Here is a 17,195-nt window from a genome sequence, read left to right as displayed (position 1 = left end):
CCACACTCGTCCTTTACTCTCCATCCACCAAGCCACCAACCAACACTTGTCCCTTACTCTCCATCCACCGCGCCACCAGCTTACACTCCTCCTTTACTCTCCATCCGCCACTCCACTAACCAACACTCGTCTTTTACTCTCCTATCCACCACGCCACCAGCTTACACTCCTCCTTTACTCTTCATCCACCAAGCCACTAACCAACACTTGTCCCTTACTCTCCTATCCACCACGCCACCAGCTCGCACTTCTCCTTTACTCTCCATCCACCGCGCCACCGACCCACACTCCTCCCTCACTCTCCATCCACCAAGCCACCAACCAACACTTGTCCCTTACTCTCCATCCACCGCGCCACCGACCCACACTCCTCCCTCACTCTCCATCCACCACGCCACCAACCCACACTTGTCCCTCACTCTCCATCCACCACTACGCCAGTCCGCACTCATCCTTCACTCTCCAATCACTCACACCACCAGTCCACACTCGTCCTTTACTCTTCATCCACCACATCACCGGCTCACACTCGTCCCCCACTCTCCATCCACCAAGCCACCAGCTTACACTCATCCTTTACTCTTCATCCACCACTACGCCAGTCCGCACTCATGCTCTACTCTCCAATCACTCACACCACCAGTCCACACTCGTCCTTCACTCTCCATCCACCACGCCACCAACCAACACTCGTCCCTTACTCTCCGCCCGCCACACCACCAGCTCGCGCACACCCTACTCTTCCCCCGCCTAGCGTCACCTTAACTGCACTCTATACAACTAAAACGCCTGTTTTTCTTAAAAAAAGTAAAATAGATGTATTTCGTACAGCTAAAATGTGCCAAATCGCCGATTTTTGCGTTACTAGCTACTTTTAACTGCATAAAGTACACTTATACGTTGTTAGCAGAAGATTCAGCTGTTTTTAAGTGTACAAACTGCAGCTAAAACTCCGAGGCTGATGAAATGACTCAGCCAACTCGCCGCTCACAGCTCACAGCTCATACCCCCGCCCGTTCAGCAGCAGGGCTGCAGCGCTGCCGGCCAGCAGCATGACCAGCACATTGCTGCCCACCGTCAGCCAGTTGATCGTGTCGTTAATATCAGCCTGCATAACCCGGAAGACCGGAGTCACACTCAGCAGGTTCGCATACTGCTTAAAAGCATCCACCGAAGACGTCCCGATGCTCCAGTGCCAGCTGCCCTGCACAGCCAGAGTAAACTGGGCAGCAACTCCTCCTGCCAGCAGTACTACAATGCAGAGGTGGCTGAGCTGCGGTTTGCGGAATCTTTTACCGGCTGCGAGTGCAAATCCGATCAGCGCATAACCCGCAGGCAGGCTGAGCAGCTTGGACAGCACCAGATAGAGGATGCCGAGTGCGGGGCTTGAGGACTGCTCTATCCGCATCTGATACAGCCCGGCCGGATTCAGGAAGATCTCCAGCAGCGTTGTTGACCATACCGTCATACTGCCCAGGATGAACACGGCTGATTTTACCGCGAACAATGAAGAGGTTCTGACAGGAAGCAGGTGATTAACAGGCATAACACCGGTAAAAAACTCCTTGTACAGATCTGTATAGATATAGAGCGGAACAAGCAGGCCGATCACCATATTCGCAGTCAGCACCAGAAACGCCAGGTCCTGCTGTGTGCTGAACAGAAAATACAGATTAATCAGTGCGCTAAGACCGGTTAGTGAACCAAACACTGCCAGATGCTTTCTGCATTCGAGCTTAAACTGATGAACAAGAATCATATCTTCACTCCCTTTACTTCACAATTTGTTTAAAAACATCCTCCAGATGCATCCCGTACTCCCGTTTGATATCAGCCACAGTTCCCTGCAGCTGCACTCTGCCCTCATCCACAATGGCAATATCGGTGAACAGCGGCTCCACTCCCTGGATCAGATGGGTACTGACCAGAATGGTGCTGTCTGAGGTAAAATGGTCCAGAATAATCTTCATGATCTTATCCCGGGTCGAGGGGTCCACCGCAGCAAGCGGCTCATCGAGTACATACAACTTGGCCTCCCTGGCAAAAGCCAGTGAGAGACTCAGCTGCTCCTTCATTCCTTTGGACAGCGACTTCACCTTATCTTTGACATTCAGGCCAAGCGAGCCGATCATATCCCTGGCTTTATCCCGCCTGAAATCAGGAAAGGCATGCCCGAAAAATGTAACGCACTCCTCCACCGTCATCCACGGATACAGAAACTCATGATCCGGCAGGTAGGATACGATTTGTTTCGTCTCCACACCGGGCTTCTTCCCGTCCACCAGCAGAGTGCCTTCATAATTGCGGAGCAGCGAGACAATCAGCTTCATCAGTGTTGTTTTCCCCGCCCCGTTCCTTCCCAGCAGCCCGACAATTTTCCCGCGCTGAACCTTAAGCTCCAATCCGTTCAGAGCCATTTTTCGGCCATAGCTTTTACTCAGGCCACTGCATTCCAGTATGTTCTCCACAGCCATCCTCTTTCTGCCTTCCTTTCTGTTTAAGCCCCCTGTAATAGCTGCATCAGCTTCAGTTGCTTATGACCGTTAGACCAGCGCCTTCCATACTATCCCTGCACCGTCACCGAATTTTCACATCTCCCTCCCTATGGAATCACCTGTGTCTCCAGCTTATCCGTAACACACCCCGGCATTATTCCAGCCATTACAATATTCCTGTGCTTATGCCACCACTCCCGGCGGACGCAAACAAGCAAGCCCCATCCTGCCTGGTGCTTGCTTGTCTGCTACTAATTCACTTATGTGACCGGTTTAGGTTCAAAAACTTTCTAGCCCCCATCCCGCCGACTCCCTGCTGCCTCTCAGCTCCGTGCCGTAAATTCCGTCACAGCCTCGCTCATCAGGTTCATGCCGAGCAGCAGCTCATCCCGCCCGGGATGGCTGAAGTTCAGCCGGATGCGGTCACCGCCGCCGCTGACGCTGCAGAGCTGTCCGGGGAGGAAGGCAACCCCCTTAGCCTGTGCTACCTTTAGCAGCAGCATCGCATCCAGCCCTTCGGGCAGCGAGACCCACAGAAACATACCGCCTTCCGGCATATCGTATCTGCTGTTCTTCCACGCCGGGCGTTTCAGCAGCTCTGACATCAGCTTAAGCCGTGTGTGGTATTCGCGGTTCAGCACTGCAATGTGCTCACGCAGATTAAACGCCGTGACATCCAGCAGATGATGCAGCAGCCGCTGATTTAGTGAGCTGGACTGCCAGTCCGCCATCTGCTTGGCGGCGGCCATCATAGAGATCAGCTCACGGCTGCCTGCCGCCCAGCCCGTCCGCAGCGCAGGCGCTACGGTCTTGCTGAACGAGCCTATGTAGAGTACATGTCCGGCTTTGCTGACATTTTCCAGCGCATAGAGCGAAGGATATTGTGCTGCCGGGGCTGCCCCGCTGCCTTCTGCCCGCTTGAAATGCAGATCCCCGTAGGAATCGTCCTCAACAATCAGCAGATCATGGGCGATGCACAGCTCAAGCACCTGCTTGCGCCGCTCAAGGCTCCAGAGAATGCCGCTCGGATTAGTGTAGCTTGGTGTTGCAAACAGCATCTTCGGCCTGTGCTGATGAATCTGAGCCCGCAGATGGTCCGGCAGCAGCCCGTTCCGGTCGCCCTGCACCGGTATAATGACTGCCCCCTGCATACGCAGCGCCTGCAAAATCCCCGGTGAGGTCGGATTCTCCACCAGCACACGGTCCCCTGGATCAATATAGACCCGGGACAGCAGGTCAATGGCTTGTTGACTCCCCGTTGTCAGAAGAACTCCGCCTTCTGCGGCAGTCACCCCTTTTCCCTTCAGCCAGTCTCCGGTCAGCCACTCCCGCAGCGGCGCGTACCCTTCAGGATCTCCGTACTGCAGCGCACCCGCATCAGCTGAGATCACAGTCGAGGCCGCTTCTGCAAGCAACGACAACGGGAACAATTCTTCTGCAGGCAGCTCCTCTGCCAGCGAGATTAACGCGCCGCGCCGTGATTGGGTACGGATGCTGAGCTGCGGTGAAGAAATCAACGTATGCGCACGGGCAGAAAACTCATACTTCATATGTCCCCCCCTTCCCTGGTACCAAGAATATTCCAGCACAGCCGGCATTATGTCGCAAATGCTTAGCCTACGCGTAGATTTGCTTGCTCTGCCTTGAGAAAAGCGCGAATTTCTCGATGGCCTGGGCCCTCGTTGTTACATCCAGCTTCACATAAATTTTGCGCAGATAATTATCTATAGAGCGCCGGCTCACTTCAATCTCAAGAGCAATTTTGTCATAAGTGATTCCTTGCACAATCCTCTCCATAATGAACATCTCCGTTTGGGTCAGCTGCATCACGCTGTCCAGCCCGCGTGAGGAGGTTGCCGGCCGGTAGCCCTTTTGAATCCAGTTCAGCGGAACAGACAGAAATCCCTCCCGCAAGCCGCCAATCATTAACAGCAGCTGCCGGGCAGAGGCGCCTTTCGACAGCACACCGCTGGCTCCAAGCTCAAGCAGCGGCTGGAACAGCTGACTGTCTTCCTCATCGGTCATAATAATAATATGCGCTTCCTCACAGCTGCTCTTCAGCTCCGGCAGCACCTGCTCCACATTTCCTTCCGGCATCTGATAATCAGCCAGCACCAGATCCGGCTGATGCTCCTGCACACTGCTTAGACCGTCGCTCCAGGTGGAATACATCCCCAGAACGGCAAGTTCTCCTCCTTCTTCCAATATTAATTTTGTACCTAACATACTTGTGGGATGACACCCCACAATGACCACCCGCCAAACCTTCATCATTACTCCCCCAGACCTCCTGCTATCTATATAATTACTCTGAGTGGAAAGCGCTTTAAGCGTTTCTGGCTTTTACGCAAGCAAGGATGGCTGTCTGTACCTGCTGGTTTCTTCCTTCTTTTACCTTGAATACGCCCCTCAGATATTCCAATCTATAGAAATTGTATCTCAGTACTTTAATAGGATGCAATTACTTTTTCGCCTTTACACTTCCCCCTTTCACTTTTGCGAAACTTGTAAAAGTCTGATAGAATGGGAACTTGAAAAAAAGTGCTTGAGGTGATGTTGAAATGCAACCGCTAGCGGAATCGACCCCTGTACACTCGCGCCGTACTGCAGCGAGAAACGGCCCTTCCGTAAAATGGTTTTTACTGTTCTGGATTGTGATGATCGGACTCGGCGTATATGCTGTCTACAGCTATACCAATCATCTGAAGCTGCAGGTGCTGACCGAGCTCAGTACTCAGAGCCAGCAGCAGCTTAACGTGTTAAAAACCGATTACGAAGCCCGGATTGCCGTGCTCTCCGAGGAGGTTCAGGAGCTGCAGAACACAGTTCAGACCTTTAACGAGCTGCTGACGTTCACTAAGGACAACGCGAGCAACAAAACGGATAACAGCAACAAGCTCTACACACAGCTGAGCGAGGTCAAGCAGCAGCTTGATACACTTAAGAAAGAGATGGATCTGCTGAAATGATGACGCCTGTTAAAAGAGTCAACCGTTTCTTCATGCTTTTGACAGCGCCTTTTATCGGACTAATAATTGTCCTGTGGGGGTATCAGCCCAAGCTTACGCTGGATCTCAATGTCAGCCAGTTTGCCGCTGAGCCCGGTCCGATTGAACAGACAGCGCAGCTCAAGCAGGAGCTGCTTCAGGCCCAGAGCTCCGCTTCCTATACAATTGATGCCATCGGTGCTTCTGCACATCTGTACAATCAGACTACGAATGCGATGAATGCCCTGGTCAACACCGCTGCAGCACAGGTATCCCGGCCGGAATCTATTTATAACCGGCGGATTACTGCCAAGCTGGGCATCCCGGCCGATGTCATCTCCAGTGACCGGATAACCATTGAATTATACCGGCTGAACCCCGGCAACTATAAAGCTTATGCGCTCAAAATCAGACTGAAAGACGTATCCGCAATGAAAATGAGCCTGGCCGGTGACGGCAGCGGTCAGGCTGAAACAACCATGCAGGCGGTAAACCGCTATGGTGCGGTTGCCGGAATCAATGCCGGGGGCTTTGCAGATCAGAACGGCAAGCGGTATCCTTTGTCTACCACCATTGTAGACGGCAAATATCTGTACGGGTTTGAACCGACCTACAAGGATCTCAGCTTTGTCGGCCTCAGCACATCCGGCCGGCTGATCGGCGGGAAATTCAGCAGCAAGTCACAGCTTGATCAGCTTGAGCCTTCCTTTGGCGCTACCTTTGTGCCTGTGCTGATCCAGAACAGCATGCTGCAGCCTATTCCGTTCAAATGGCAGACGAGCCCTGCGCGTGCACCTCGCACCATCATCGGCAAATATAAGGATGACCAGATTCTGGTGCTGGTTGCCGACGGTTATAATGAGAGCGGCAACTCCGGGGCCACACTGATGGAACTGCAGAGCAAGCTTTGGGGCATGGGCGTAGTCGATGCCTACAATCTGGACGGCGGCGGCTCCTCTTCGCTGATTTTTAAAGGTAGAGTCATCAACAAGCCGTCTGATGGAAATCTCCGGCAGGTGCCGACGAATTTCCTCTTTTTTAAATAGCTTAATTTTTAGCTTTTAATCCCGGTCTGGAGCAGGTTATAATCAGGTTAACGATAACAATCCTTTACGGAGGTGTCCTGCATGTCGTTCTCCTTGACCTTTTGGATTGTCACTCTTGTGTTCCTGCTGTTTCTGGCCGGTATTCTGACTTCATCCTACAACGACGACAAAACCAAAGGCTTATAGCTGCTCTCCAGCCTTCATATCCTGCCGACACTTCAAAAAAACGCCGCACATTGTGCGGCGTTTTTTCAGTGTTGGCCTGCGGGGTACACCGCAGTACCGTACTATGTAATAATGTTGCTTGCCGCTTCCCGGAAGAAAGCGGAGAGGACTTAAGCGTGTCTTGGCAGTTGTGTCATCTCCGAAAGACAATCAGAACAAATATAACGGTCTTTATATTCGCTTACGCCTTCCATCGATCCGCAAAATACGCATTTAGGACGGTAGCGTTCCAGAATGATGTGGTCTCCCTGTACAAGAATTTCCACCGGGTCTCCTTCATTCATCTGGTACCTTTTCCGCAGAGACTTAGGCAGAACGATTCTACCCAGCTGATCTACTTTACGAACTACGCCAGCAGGTTTCATATCTTACGTACACCTCTCCTGTTCAACTATTGTATTAGTAGCTACTACTTTTTTCGGCAGTATTCTTCTATTTCGTTATATAAATGTCGAATCCTGCTGAAAAAAATAAAAAATAGTGTCTACTTTAAAAAAGTTCCGGAAAATCGAGCTGCCGAAGCGCTTCATAGACAATAATCGCTGCTGAATTGGATAAATTCAGCGATCTGACTGCCTGGCCCATTGGCATGCGCATCGCGGTTTCCTTACCTGCTTCCAGAATCTCAGGCGGCAGCCCTTTAGTTTCTTTGCCGAAAACAAAGAAATCACCATCCTGGAAAGCAAAGTCTGTATAACGCTTTTCTGCCTTAGTCGTGGCGTAGAAAAAACGTCCCCCGCTGTATTTCTCCAGCACCTCTGCAAACGAATCATGATATTCGATAGTAACGGCATGCCAGTAATCAAGCCCTGCCCGCTTTAGTGTCGCGTCATCAGTCCGGAAGCCCAGCGGGCGGACCAGATGAAGATGGGTGCCTGTAGCTGCGCAGGTACGGGCGATATTGCCGGTGTTGGCCGGAATTTCCGGTTCAACCAGCACAATGTGTAAAGCCATAATCAATAACTTCCTCTCTTTAGGCTGCTTCAGCCCTGATTGGTCAGGTAATAGACTGCTCTGGGATGACAGGCGGACTGGGCAAACACAGCAGAAAACCTTCCGCCTGAGTAGCGGAAGGTCCGGAAAGGTCATACATTAGCCTTGAGTCTGCCGGAAATGCTTCATGAAATCCGAAAGGGCCTTAACGCTCTCATAAGGAACGGCGTTATAGATCGAAGCGCGCAAGCCCCCGACACTGCGGTGACCCTTGAGTCCAATGAAGCCTTCTTGCTCAGCTGCCTTAACGAACTGCTTCTCCAGCTCCTCGGACTGCATCCGGAAGGTGACGTTCATAATGGAACGGCTGCCCGCCTCTGCTACTCCGCGGTAGAAACCGTCACTTCCGTCGATATGATCATACAGCAGACCGGCTTTGTCCCGGTTTTTGGATTCGATGCCGGCAAGCCCGCCCTGCTCCTCAATCCATTTTAACACTTCATTAACCATATATACAGAAAAGGATGGCGGCGTATTGTACAGAGAGTTGTTCTTGTAGTGAGTATCGTAACGCAGAATTGTCGGTATATTCGCAGGTGATTTGGCAATCAGCTCTTCCTTGGCAATGACTACAGTAACCCCGGACGGTCCAAGATTCTTCTGCGCTCCGGCATAGATCAGCCCGAATTTGCTGACATCAAAGGAACGGCTCAGAATATCACTGGACATATCAGCTATCAGCGGAAGGGAGCCTGTATCCGGATACTCCGCATACTGCGTACCTTCAATCGTCTCATTGGAGGTAATATGCAGGTAGGCCGCATTGTCAGCCGGCTTGATGCTGCTCAGCTCAGGAATAGCCAGATACTTCTTGTCCTCGGAGGATGCGGCAATATGCGCTTCACCTACCAGCTTCGCTTCCTTAAGGGCCTTGTCAGCCCAGCTTCCTGTCATAACATAGCTGCCGGCTTGTCCGCTGGAGATGAGGTTCATCGGGATCATGGCGAACTGTGTGCTGGCTCCGCCTTGTACGAACAACACCTTGTAACCCTCCGGATTGCCGAGCAGTGAAAGCAGACGCTCCTGCGCTTCGTTATGCACGGATTCGTATATTGCTCCGCGGTGCGACATCTCCATAATGGACATTCCGCTCTCCCGGAATTCAACAAACTCCGCCTGTGCGCGTTCCAGTACTTCAAGCGGCAGCGCCGCCGGTCCTGCATTGAAATTGTATGCTCTCTTGCTCAAAATTGCCCCCATCCTTTCTCTCCTACGAATATGGATATCGCTATGATAGCAGCATTCCAACACGCCAGCAAGTATAATTATTCACATAAAGCGTAAGATCAGCAGGGGTTAGAACGTGAAAAACTGATAGCTGCGGCTCCAATCCTTGCTGTGACGCGGTAGAATGCTGATGTCCGCAAATACTTCTGGTGAAATGACATGCCGCTCTCCCCAGAGTGCCATCCGCTCCGGACGGAAGCTTCCGCTCTCGCGCACTCCAGCTCTGGCTGGGGTGTGAACCAGCTCCCAGTACCAGTCAGCATCCTCCGGCTCCCAGCCGCCCAGCCGGCAATAAAACGGACGGTCAGGCTGTGCGTTCCAGTGTATACGGTCTCCGGCTACATGCAGCAGCCCGGAGGTATACAGGGATTCGGGTTCATGCACACCGGCTTCTCCCGGCAGTCTCAGCTCATAGCCTTCCCCTGCCGGCGCTCCGTTAATTCCTATAAAGTTATGAATGTATTCCTCTGTATGAATCGGCTTTGACCCTGTGTTCTCAAGCGTATAATCGATAATCAGCCGGTCTTCGTCCAATGAAATCTGTTTATTCAAAATAAAGCTGTAACCCCGGCATTCCGCAGAAATAACCTTGTATGTAATTCCGCAGCTGCTGCTATCTGCAGTCATTTCAGACGGCTGCAACGGATAATCCGCTGTGAAGTCATACGGAATATCCTCCAGCTTCCGGAGCAGACCTACACCCGGCTTGGGAAACCACTCTCCGGCAGCTGCTTCATCATAGCCGATCGTCCGGGAAATGCCGAATTCATTGCATAGCCCCATACCGCCGCTGCCTTGCCCTGGAGTTAAGCTCTCCGGAACACAAAAGGTATGCTTCCCTTCCTCCAGTGTGACCTGGGTAATGAATCCGGTCCAGTCGAACCTGGTTCCGTTATAGATTCCGGGTTCGGCGATGTCAACAGTGAGAATGCCGTTTGAGAGCCGGTGCACCATATGCATTCCTTCCTTTCAGCTAGTTAAGAATGACCTCAAGCTTATGAACCTGTCCTTTGGGCAAGCCACTCAGGAACGTACGCGGAATCAGCAAGCCCTCTGAGACGCGCTGAAGCGTCACCACAGCGCCGTTCAGGCTTACTCCGTGTATTTGGTACTCCCCGTATTCCGCGCTTCCTGCGGCCGTGTAGGCAACCTCCAGCTCAAGTCCGGCAAATAGAGTCCTGATAGATGCTTTGCCGGCATAGTCAAACTGTTCTTTTACCAGCTTCGGTTCCAGCAGCAGGTCACCCAGCCGTCCTTTGATACCGAACACCTCTGTAACCATTGTAAGCAGCAGCCAGCTGGCTGAGCCCGTCAGGTACGTATACATGCCCCTGCCTTGTTCATTGATATACTCCGGAATTCCCGGATACATCCGGCTGAACTCAAAATCTGCACTCAGGCTGTATAAGGAATTAAGCACCTTATATCCTTCCTGTACATATCCGCGTTTATAAAGTGCATTCGCGTACATTATGGTCATATGACTGAACATCGCCCCGTTTTCTTTATGGCCAAAAGCAAAGCCGAAGGCACGGCCCAGGTTCTGCTGGATGCCGCCGAAATCCGAGTTCAGCCGGTAGCCGATTTTTGCGTCGTGCAGGTTCTTTTCCACGGATGCAATCATTTGCGGAATCTGCTCAGGTGATGCTGCATGGCCAAGCAGCGGAAATACCTGTCCCGTAAGGGTCATGCGTATGCCCTCAGCAGTCTCGCCTTCAACCTGTTCACCGTCATTATTGTAATAGCCGTTGAACCAGCCGCCGCCGGCTTGGCTGCTCACCCATTCCTTGCTGCGCAAATGGCCGAAGATCCATTCTGCTTTGCGTTCCAGATCGTCCGCCACCTGTTCAAGCTCCAGCTCTGCCCTGACACCGCTCACCCTGTTCGGCGCAGCGGCATAATAGCGGTTCAGCCGCTCCTGCTTAGCGGATACAGAGGCATAATCAACGGGATCGCCCAAGGAATCCAGCAGCAATACTAATTCTTCCGCCAGTTCCAGCGTGCCGCTTCCGTTACGCGCTTTAAGCGTACGCAGCAGTCCTGCCAGCTCATACAGATTATCTCCGTAAAAAGCGGTAAAGGTGACACTCTCGCCCCGCTGGGCCGCCATATCCAGCCCGTCATTCCAGTCTGCCCCCTCCAGCAGAATATTGTTGTGTCCGCCCACATTAAAGAACGGCACCAGATTCTGCAGCAGAATATGCTCTAGAATAGTCCCCTTATAGATCTTACCGTTATCCGCCAGCAGGCTGCTGCCGGCAGCGGGCTGCCAGGAGCTGTCACGTTCACGGCAGCGGCTCATGAAGGAATCACGGAAATAAGTCTGTTCCTCCAGCAGGAAGTCCAGATCACCGCTCTGGTTCAGATACAGCAGCGTAGTCATGAACGGCCAGGCTCCGTGGTCCATCCACACCCGCGGGATATTATTGCGGTCGGCGATGAACTCTCCGGGCTGCTGTCCGATAATCGTTGCATTGCTTCCGTCGATTCTAACCCCCGCATAATTATTGAACAGCAGGCTGCGTACATCCTCCGGCTCCATGATCATCAGGGCCAAACAATCCTGCCATAAATCGCGCCAGCCGCGGCCTCCGCGGCCATAGTCATGATAAGGCAGGAACGAGTTCCCGTACAGCCTGCGCAGGACCGGCTGCAGAGTAACCCATTTCATCCACTGATCCCTATCGTTATCCCCGGTATGGAAGGATACCGTATTCACTTTATCTGCCCAGTACTGCTTGTTAATGTCCAGTTGAGCATCAAATGCTGCTGCTGAGCCGTACTTTGACATCAGTGCGGCAATATCAATCCGTTCCTCCGCAATTGCCATAACGACTACATAGGAACGGCTCTGTCCGGACTTCAGCGCAGTTGTAGCGAACCTAATCCCGCCCAAAGCTTCATACCCCTGTCTAGGAGCCTCCCCGTCGCAGCCGGCCTGCGGATCAGCGTTCAGCACGACAGCCTCCGGCCAGTCCAGGCTACCGCCTTCACCGATAAACACCTCCTGCACCGGGAAGAATCCAGCCGGCTGTATGCCCTCTTCCTCAGCACCTAATACTCCGTAAGAGGTGTAGTTAATCCGGTGTCCCCGCTCATCAAAGGAAAGAGCCGGTTGAACCTCGACACCGTATTGCGAAGTATAAATCCGGTTGAGCAAAGAAGTAACATGCCGGTGGTCACGCAAATCGTCTGCAGAACGGGCATACAGCGGGATGGCCGCTGTTGGAGTAACCACAATCTCTTCATCTCCCGTATTCGTGAGAATCACCTTCATCAGTTCGGCCTTGTCATTTCCGGCAGGAACAAAGCTGGTAATTTCCGCTTTGATACCGAGCCGCTTATTTTCCCTGGTGATCTTATGCCACAGCAGCCCGGCTTCCAGCAAAGATTCATCTGCACCTTCAGAATAATATTGCGCATGCTGCCGGGCTGAATTACCAGCTGCCGACCAGGCCCCTTTACCGTCTATGTAGACCCAGAAATTACGTGATGCCCGTGAATTATGCAAGTCCTCAACAGACAGCGGCGGTGTAAGGAATGTATTATGCCCGGAAGTTACCTGACCGTGTAGCTGCGGTGTAACGGAAGACATCATTCCTCCTTCATTGACCAGAGGGAAATACAGAAAGCCGCTCCGGTCAGGCTGCTTAAGACTGAACTCTCCGTTGAGTCCGGTAAACTGCCAGCTTGATTGCTTTGTGTGTGTCAATGTATTCATCCTTTCAATGCCTCATTTACGAAACCGATTTCGTTTTTATTATTGCACCGCCGGCAAATCTTGTAAAGAGGTTTCTGGCGTTCCATCCATACCCATGCAGAACAAGTATCCTAATCTGTCTAAACAGCGTCATATTCACGTTTTTGATGTATAATCATACAATTTGTATAGGTATAGATACCTAACATCTGCGAAAAAAATATTTTCGATGTGCTTATTTTTTCTTGAAAACCATACTTATTCCGCTGTTTATCTAGTCAATCAATACTATTAGTAAATGATACTTAGCATTAGTAATCGCATTCATTTCTATATATAGAAATTATAATACACTCTCGGCGTTGAATTTACGAAAACTTTCGTTAATCTCGGACGATAATATAAATACAAAGAAGCCCCCGGGAGAGTTCCCGGGGGCTTCTGGATAACGCACAGCTATTAGTTAACGAATCCTATACGTCGAAGTACAGGGCATATTCATGCGGATGAACGCGAATGGCAACCTCTTGTGCTTCGCCACGCTTCAGAGCGATATAGTTATCAATGAAGTCTTTAGTGAATACGCCGCCTTCTGTAAGGAATTCGTAGTCAGCTTCCAGAGCGTCAAGCGCTTCGTTCAGGCTGCCTGGAACGCTGCGGATTTTCTCTTTGTCGGCATCGGACAATTCGTAGATGTTCTTATCAAGCGGGCCGTAACCCATTTCTTCAGGGTTGATCTTCTTCTTGATTCCGTCCAGACCAGCCATCAGCATTGCGGAGAATGCCAGGTATGGGTTAGCAGTGGAGTCTGGTGTACGGAATTCAATACGACAGCCCTTAGGTGTTACAGCAGCTACCGGGATACGGACAGCAGCGGAACGGTTACCCTTGGAGTAAACCAGGTTAACCGGTGCTTCGTAACCAGGAACCAGACGTTTGAAAGAGTTGGTGCTCGGGTTAGTCAGCGCGATCAGTGCCGGAGCATGATACAGGATACCGCCGATGTAGTGCAGCGCCATTTCACTCAGGTTGGCATAAGCGCCTTTTTCGTAGAACAAAGGCTCGCTTCCGTTGAAAATCGACTGGTGAACGTGCATGCCGCTTCCGTTATCACCGAACAGAGGTTTTGGCATGAAGGTCGCAACCTTGCCGTACTGGCGTGCAGTGTTCTGCACAATATATTTGTAAGTCAGGAGATTATCAGCTGTTTTCTTCAGGGTATCGAAACGGAAGTTGATCTCCGCTTGTCCCGCAGTCGCCACTTCGTGATGGTGACGTTCAATTTCCAGGCCGGCTTCAGCAAGCAGACGGCACATTTCGCTGCGGATATCCTGTTGGGAATCCACTGGCGCTACCGGAACATATCCGCCTTTAACGCCGACTTTGAATCCAAGGTTACCGCCTTCTTCTTTGCGGTTTGTGTTCCATGCTGCTTCTTCGGAATCTACGGAGAAGGAAGAGCTGTTCATGGTTGTCTCGTAACGGACATCATCAAAGATAAAGAATTCAGATTCAGGTGCGAAGAATGCTGCTGTACCTACACCGCTTGCCTGCAGGAATTCTTCAGCTTTTACTGCGATACCACGCGGGTCGCGCTCGTAACGTTCGCCATCAGGAGTGAAGATGTCACACATGATATTCAGCGTCGGGTGAGCTGTAAAAGGATCAATGTATACAGTGCTAGGATCAGGCATCATAACCATGTCCGATTCTTCAATACCGCGGAACCCCTTGATGGAAGAACCATCAAAAGCTACACCATTTACAAATGTTTCTTCCTCAACTGCGGATGCCGGCAATGAGATATGATGAGCACGCCCACCCAAATCTACAAAGCGAAAATCCACCCACTCGATATTGTTTTCCTTGATCGTCTGCAACACTTTTTCAACCGACATGAATAATTCCTCCCCAAGTTCCGAACATTAACCCGCTCTCAGTATCAAATGTTCTTGTTTTTATTTTTTTAACTGTCGTCATTATAAAACCGATACCTTACATCGTCAATGCTTATGTCAGGTATTTTTAATAACAATGTAAGATATTCTGACGCTTTCGTGAATATCCCATATCTTGTCTAAATCAGCATCATAGGGGGGTCCGTTGAATGCAAAACAGCCGTCCAGCCCGCCCGGAAGCGGGTAAGACGGCCATGCCTATGGCAGGTTTTCTCAGATTAATCAGGCAATCGGTGCAGCTTCAAGCTGTTCGGAGAACTTACGTCCTACAAGCGGAGCGAGCTTCTCCAGATCTCTAAGCAGCTTATCAAACTGATCCGGGAACAGGGACTGAACCCCGTCACCAGTCATTGAATTATCAGGATCTGTATGCATTTCGATAATCAGACCGTTAGCTCCGGCAGCAACGGATGCCTTTGCCATCGGCTCAACCAGCTCGCGTCGGCCGGTTCCGTGGCTCGGATCGGAAATAACAGGCAGGTGGCTAAGGCTCTGAAGCACAGGAATTGCCGACAGGTCAAGCGTATTACGGGTATAGGTTTCGAAGGTTCGGATGCCGCGCTCGCACAGCATGACATCACGGTTGCCTCCGGCCAGAATGTATTCAGCCGCGTTCAGAAGCTCATCGTAGGTTGCGCTGAAGCCGCGTTTGAGCAGCACCGGGCGGCCGCAGGTTCCGAGCTTGCGCAGCAGATCAAAATTCTGCATATTGCGTGTGCCTACCTGCAGAATATCTGCATGCTCTGCACAAATGTCCACGTACTCCGGAGTCATAACCTCTGTGATAGTCAGCAGGCCATGCTTCTTACCGGCTTCTGCCATCATAGTCAGGCCTTCAACGCCAACGCCCTGGAAGCTGTACGGACCGGTCCGCGGCTTAAATGCGCCGCCGCGCAGTACCTGCCCGCCGGAGGCCTTAACAAGCCGGGCGATTTCATCAATCTGTTCAGGTGACTCTACTGCACACGGACCGCCCATGACAACGAGATTCTCGCCGCCGATCTTAACGCCGCGGATATCAATTATAGTATCCTCCGGATGGAAGTCGCGGCTGGCCAGCTTATAGGATTTGGTGATTTTCACCACATTCTGTACGCCCTTCATCTGGCGCAAGTGCTCGGCAAGACTCGGTGTAACACCGCCGATCAGCCCGATTACAGTATGGTCTGCGCCGCGGGACAGGTGAACCTGCAGCCCTTGCTTTTCAATAACAGCAATAATATCATTTACCTGCTCCTGCGGTGTCTGATTAGACGTAATAACGATCATATTATAGCTCCCCTTTTAGGATATTATGATTAACGGATTTCACTCTGATACAAAATACTATTTCGCTACGACGCGTGTGTGCTTTTAAGCGCTAAAGTAATTTTAGCTCATATTGCATTTTACGTCAACTAATTTTCAGGCTAAAACCGCCCGATGTTCCATTTATTACTAATGAGGTAATTTTAACCATACTTATTTATGTACTTATAGCTACTGTTTTTTGGTAAATAAAAAGCACCCGTCCCCAAACAGAGAGACGGATGCAGCTATACGCATGTGAAATAGAGAACGAATAGGTTCAGAACGGAACCTGTTGAATCAGGTAGCGCTGGTTGTTTTGTTCTTGACCGGCGGCAGCAGCTTTGCCATATTCACGGTACGTTTGATTTCCCAGGTCTCAGGCTTTGCCGGATCGTACTGCTCCAGATAGTTAATGAGCTCTTTCGTGATCGGTGTTGGCGTGGAAGCTCCTGAAGTTACACCTACCTTGTTAACCCCCTGCAGCCATTCGATATTCAGCTCGGATACATCTGCAATACGGTGGGCTGGCGTACCGGCAATCTCTTCCGACACCTGTGCCAGCCGGTTAGAGTTATTGCTGCGCGGATCTCCGACGACGATCACAAGGTCACATAGTCCGGCCTGTTCTGCCACTGCTTCCTGACGCACCTGTGTAGCCATACAGATCTCATTATGGACTTCGGCGCCGGGATAGGTTTCAAGAAGCTTTTTCATAATGTGCTTGATATCCCATTGGCTCATCGTGGTCTGGTTCGTAATAACGATCCGGCCAGGCGGCACATTCAGGCAGGCGATCTCCTCTTCCTTCTCAATCAGATGGACATGCTCCGGCGCAATGCCGACGGCGCCTTCAGGCTCCGGATGGCCTTTTTTTCCGATATAAATAATCTCGCAGCCTTCCTCTACCTTCTCTTTAATCAGGTCATGCGTCTTCGTCACATCCGGGCAAGTCGCATCGACTGTAGTCAGCCCCTTGGCGCGGGCCAGCTTGCGGACTTCTGGCGAAACCCCGTGTGCGGTAAAGATAACGGTGCCGCTGTCTACCTTATCAAGAATATCCAGACGGTTATGGCCGTCCAGCGTAATAATTCCATCGTCCTCAAAGGAATTCGTAACATGACTGTTATGAACAATCATGCCAAGTATATAAATCGGCCGGGGCAGATCGAGATTCTGGGCGGCCTGCCGCGCCATTACCATGGCATCTACGACACCATAGCAATAGCCCCGGGGAGAGATTTTGATGACTTCCATATATGTTCACCGGCTTTCTG

Annotated in this window: 15 protein-coding genes; 2 read left to right on the top strand and 13 right to left on the bottom strand. The window is 51.3% G+C overall.

Annotated features, from left to right (window positions below; translation table 11 throughout):
* Positions 1 to 432: 432 nt before the first annotated feature.
* The 5 genes from BN3772_RS30750 to BN3772_RS24600 form a co-directional block, all read right to left on the bottom strand.
* On the bottom strand, positions 433 to 573 hold the full coding sequence (locus tag BN3772_RS30750) for a hypothetical protein (protein ID WP_157643642.1): 141 nt from the start codon (positions 571 to 573) through the stop codon (positions 433 to 435).
* A 421-nt stretch (positions 574 to 994) separates the two neighbouring features.
* Positions 995 to 1,759 (bottom strand): hypothetical protein, encoded by a 765-nt coding sequence (locus tag BN3772_RS24615; RefSeq protein WP_042202945.1) that lies wholly within the window; start codon positions 1,757 to 1,759, stop codon positions 995 to 997.
* A gap of 13 nt (positions 1,760 to 1,772) precedes the next feature.
* Positions 1,773 to 2,468 (bottom strand): ABC transporter ATP-binding protein, encoded by a 696-nt coding sequence (locus tag BN3772_RS24610; protein WP_042202957.1) that lies wholly within the window; start codon positions 2,466 to 2,468, stop codon positions 1,773 to 1,775.
* A gap of 350 nt (positions 2,469 to 2,818) precedes the next feature.
* Positions 2,819 to 4,045, bottom strand: coding sequence for an aminotransferase-like domain-containing protein (locus tag BN3772_RS24605; RefSeq protein WP_042174771.1), 1,227 nt, complete (start codon positions 4,043 to 4,045; stop codon positions 2,819 to 2,821).
* Positions 4,046 to 4,112: 67 nt separating this feature from the next.
* Entirely contained in the window at positions 4,113 to 4,769 is a 657-nt protein-coding gene (locus BN3772_RS24600; protein ID WP_042202944.1) for a response regulator transcription factor, read from the bottom strand.
* A 287-nt stretch (positions 4,770 to 5,056) separates the two neighbouring features.
* Here BN3772_RS24600 and BN3772_RS24595 point away from each other — a divergent pair, with 287 nt between their 5' ends.
* Positions 5,057 to 5,464, top strand: coding sequence for a hypothetical protein (locus tag BN3772_RS24595; RefSeq protein WP_042174768.1), 408 nt, complete (start codon positions 5,057 to 5,059; stop codon positions 5,462 to 5,464).
* Entirely contained in the window at positions 5,461 to 6,528 is a 1,068-nt protein-coding gene (locus BN3772_RS24590) for a phosphodiester glycosidase family protein (RefSeq protein WP_042202943.1), read from the top strand. The genes BN3772_RS24595 and BN3772_RS24590 overlap by 4 nt, the downstream gene beginning before the upstream one ends.
* A gap of 335 nt (positions 6,529 to 6,863) precedes the next feature.
* On the opposite strand, the gene BN3772_RS24585 is transcribed toward BN3772_RS24590, so the two are convergent.
* The 8 genes from BN3772_RS24585 to BN3772_RS24550 all read right to left on the bottom strand — a co-directional run bounded on the left by BN3772_RS24585 (position 6,864) and on the right by BN3772_RS24550 (position 17,175).
* Positions 6,864 to 7,118, bottom strand: a complete 255-nt coding sequence (locus tag BN3772_RS24585) for an AbrB/MazE/SpoVT family DNA-binding domain-containing protein (RefSeq protein ID WP_042174764.1) — start codon at positions 7,116 to 7,118, stop codon at positions 6,864 to 6,866.
* Positions 7,119 to 7,242: 124 nt separating this feature from the next.
* On the bottom strand, positions 7,243 to 7,707 hold the full coding sequence (gene trmL / locus BN3772_RS24580) for a tRNA (uridine(34)/cytosine(34)/5-carboxymethylaminomethyluridine(34)-2'-O)-methyltransferase TrmL (RefSeq protein WP_042202942.1): 465 nt from the start codon (positions 7,705 to 7,707) through the stop codon (positions 7,243 to 7,245).
* Positions 7,708 to 7,845: 138 nt separating this feature from the next.
* Positions 7,846 to 8,937, bottom strand: coding sequence for a 3-phosphoserine/phosphohydroxythreonine transaminase (gene serC / locus BN3772_RS24575; RefSeq protein WP_086074742.1), 1,092 nt, complete (start codon positions 8,935 to 8,937; stop codon positions 7,846 to 7,848).
* Positions 8,938 to 9,042: 105 nt separating this feature from the next.
* Complete coding sequence (locus BN3772_RS24570) at positions 9,043 to 9,927, bottom strand: hypothetical protein (protein ID WP_042202940.1); 885 nt, start codon at positions 9,925 to 9,927, stop codon at positions 9,043 to 9,045.
* Between the two features lie 19 nt (positions 9,928 to 9,946).
* Positions 9,947 to 12,685, bottom strand: a complete 2,739-nt coding sequence (locus BN3772_RS24565; RefSeq protein ID WP_244444830.1) for a GH36-type glycosyl hydrolase domain-containing protein — start codon at positions 12,683 to 12,685, stop codon at positions 9,947 to 9,949.
* A gap of 461 nt (positions 12,686 to 13,146) precedes the next feature.
* Positions 13,147 to 14,571, bottom strand: coding sequence for a type I glutamate--ammonia ligase (gene glnA / locus BN3772_RS24560; protein ID WP_042174757.1), 1,425 nt, complete (start codon positions 14,569 to 14,571; stop codon positions 13,147 to 13,149).
* 282 nt (positions 14,572 to 14,853) lie between these two features.
* Positions 14,854 to 15,900, bottom strand: a complete 1,047-nt coding sequence (aroF, locus tag BN3772_RS24555; protein ID WP_042202936.1) for a 3-deoxy-7-phosphoheptulonate synthase — start codon at positions 15,898 to 15,900, stop codon at positions 14,854 to 14,856.
* A 318-nt stretch (positions 15,901 to 16,218) separates the two neighbouring features.
* Positions 16,219 to 17,175 carry a 4-hydroxy-3-methylbut-2-enyl diphosphate reductase gene (locus tag BN3772_RS24550; protein WP_042202935.1) on the bottom strand — a complete coding sequence of 319 codons (957 nt, stop codon included), beginning with the start codon at positions 17,173 to 17,175 and terminating at the stop codon, positions 16,219 to 16,221.
* Positions 17,176 to 17,195: the final 20 nt, after the last annotated feature.

The sequence above is a fragment of the Paenibacillus camerounensis genome (assembly GCF_000723885.1).
Lineage (GTDB): Bacteria > Bacillota > Bacilli > Paenibacillales > Paenibacillaceae > Paenibacillus_AQ > Paenibacillus_AQ camerounensis.
Note: the sequence above shows the minus strand (reverse complement) of the source record. Positions and strands in the feature narration are given on the sequence as shown.

Bases quoted from the DNA above. Each gene is read 5' to 3' on its own strand.
- BN3772_RS24590 (WP_042202943.1), top strand. From the start codon at position 5,461: ATGATGACGCCTGTTAAAAGAGTCAACCGTTTCTTCATGCTTTTGACA.
- BN3772_RS24600 (WP_042202944.1), bottom strand. From the start codon at position 4,769: ATGATGAAGGTTTGGCGGGTGGTCATTGTGGGGTGTCATCCCACAAGT.
- BN3772_RS24605 (WP_042174771.1), bottom strand. From the start codon at position 4,045: ATGAAGTATGAGTTTTCTGCCCGTGCGCATACGTTGATTTCTTCACCG.
- BN3772_RS24615 (WP_042202945.1), bottom strand. From the start codon at position 1,759: ATGATTCTTGTTCATCAGTTTAAGCTCGAATGCAGAAAGCATCTGGCA.
- trmL (WP_042202942.1), bottom strand. From the start codon at position 7,707: ATGGCTTTACACATTGTGCTGGTTGAACCGGAAATTCCGGCCAACACC.
- BN3772_RS24595 (WP_042174768.1), top strand. From the start codon at position 5,057: ATGCAACCGCTAGCGGAATCGACCCCTGTACACTCGCGCCGTACTGCA.
- glnA (WP_042174757.1), bottom strand. From the start codon at position 14,571: ATGTCGGTTGAAAAAGTGTTGCAGACGATCAAGGAAAACAATATCGAG.
- BN3772_RS24570 (WP_042202940.1), bottom strand. From the start codon at position 9,927: ATGGTGCACCGGCTCTCAAACGGCATTCTCACTGTTGACATCGCCGAA.
- aroF (WP_042202936.1), bottom strand. From the start codon at position 15,900: ATGATCGTTATTACGTCTAATCAGACACCGCAGGAGCAGGTAAATGAT.
- BN3772_RS24550 (WP_042202935.1), bottom strand. From the start codon at position 17,175: ATGGAAGTCATCAAAATCTCTCCCCGGGGCTATTGCTATGGTGTCGTA.
- BN3772_RS30750 (WP_157643642.1), bottom strand. From the start codon at position 573: ATGAGTGTAAGCTGGTGGCTTGGTGGATGGAGAGTGGGGGACGAGTGT.
- BN3772_RS24585 (WP_042174764.1), bottom strand. From the start codon at position 7,118: ATGAAACCTGCTGGCGTAGTTCGTAAAGTAGATCAGCTGGGTAGAATC.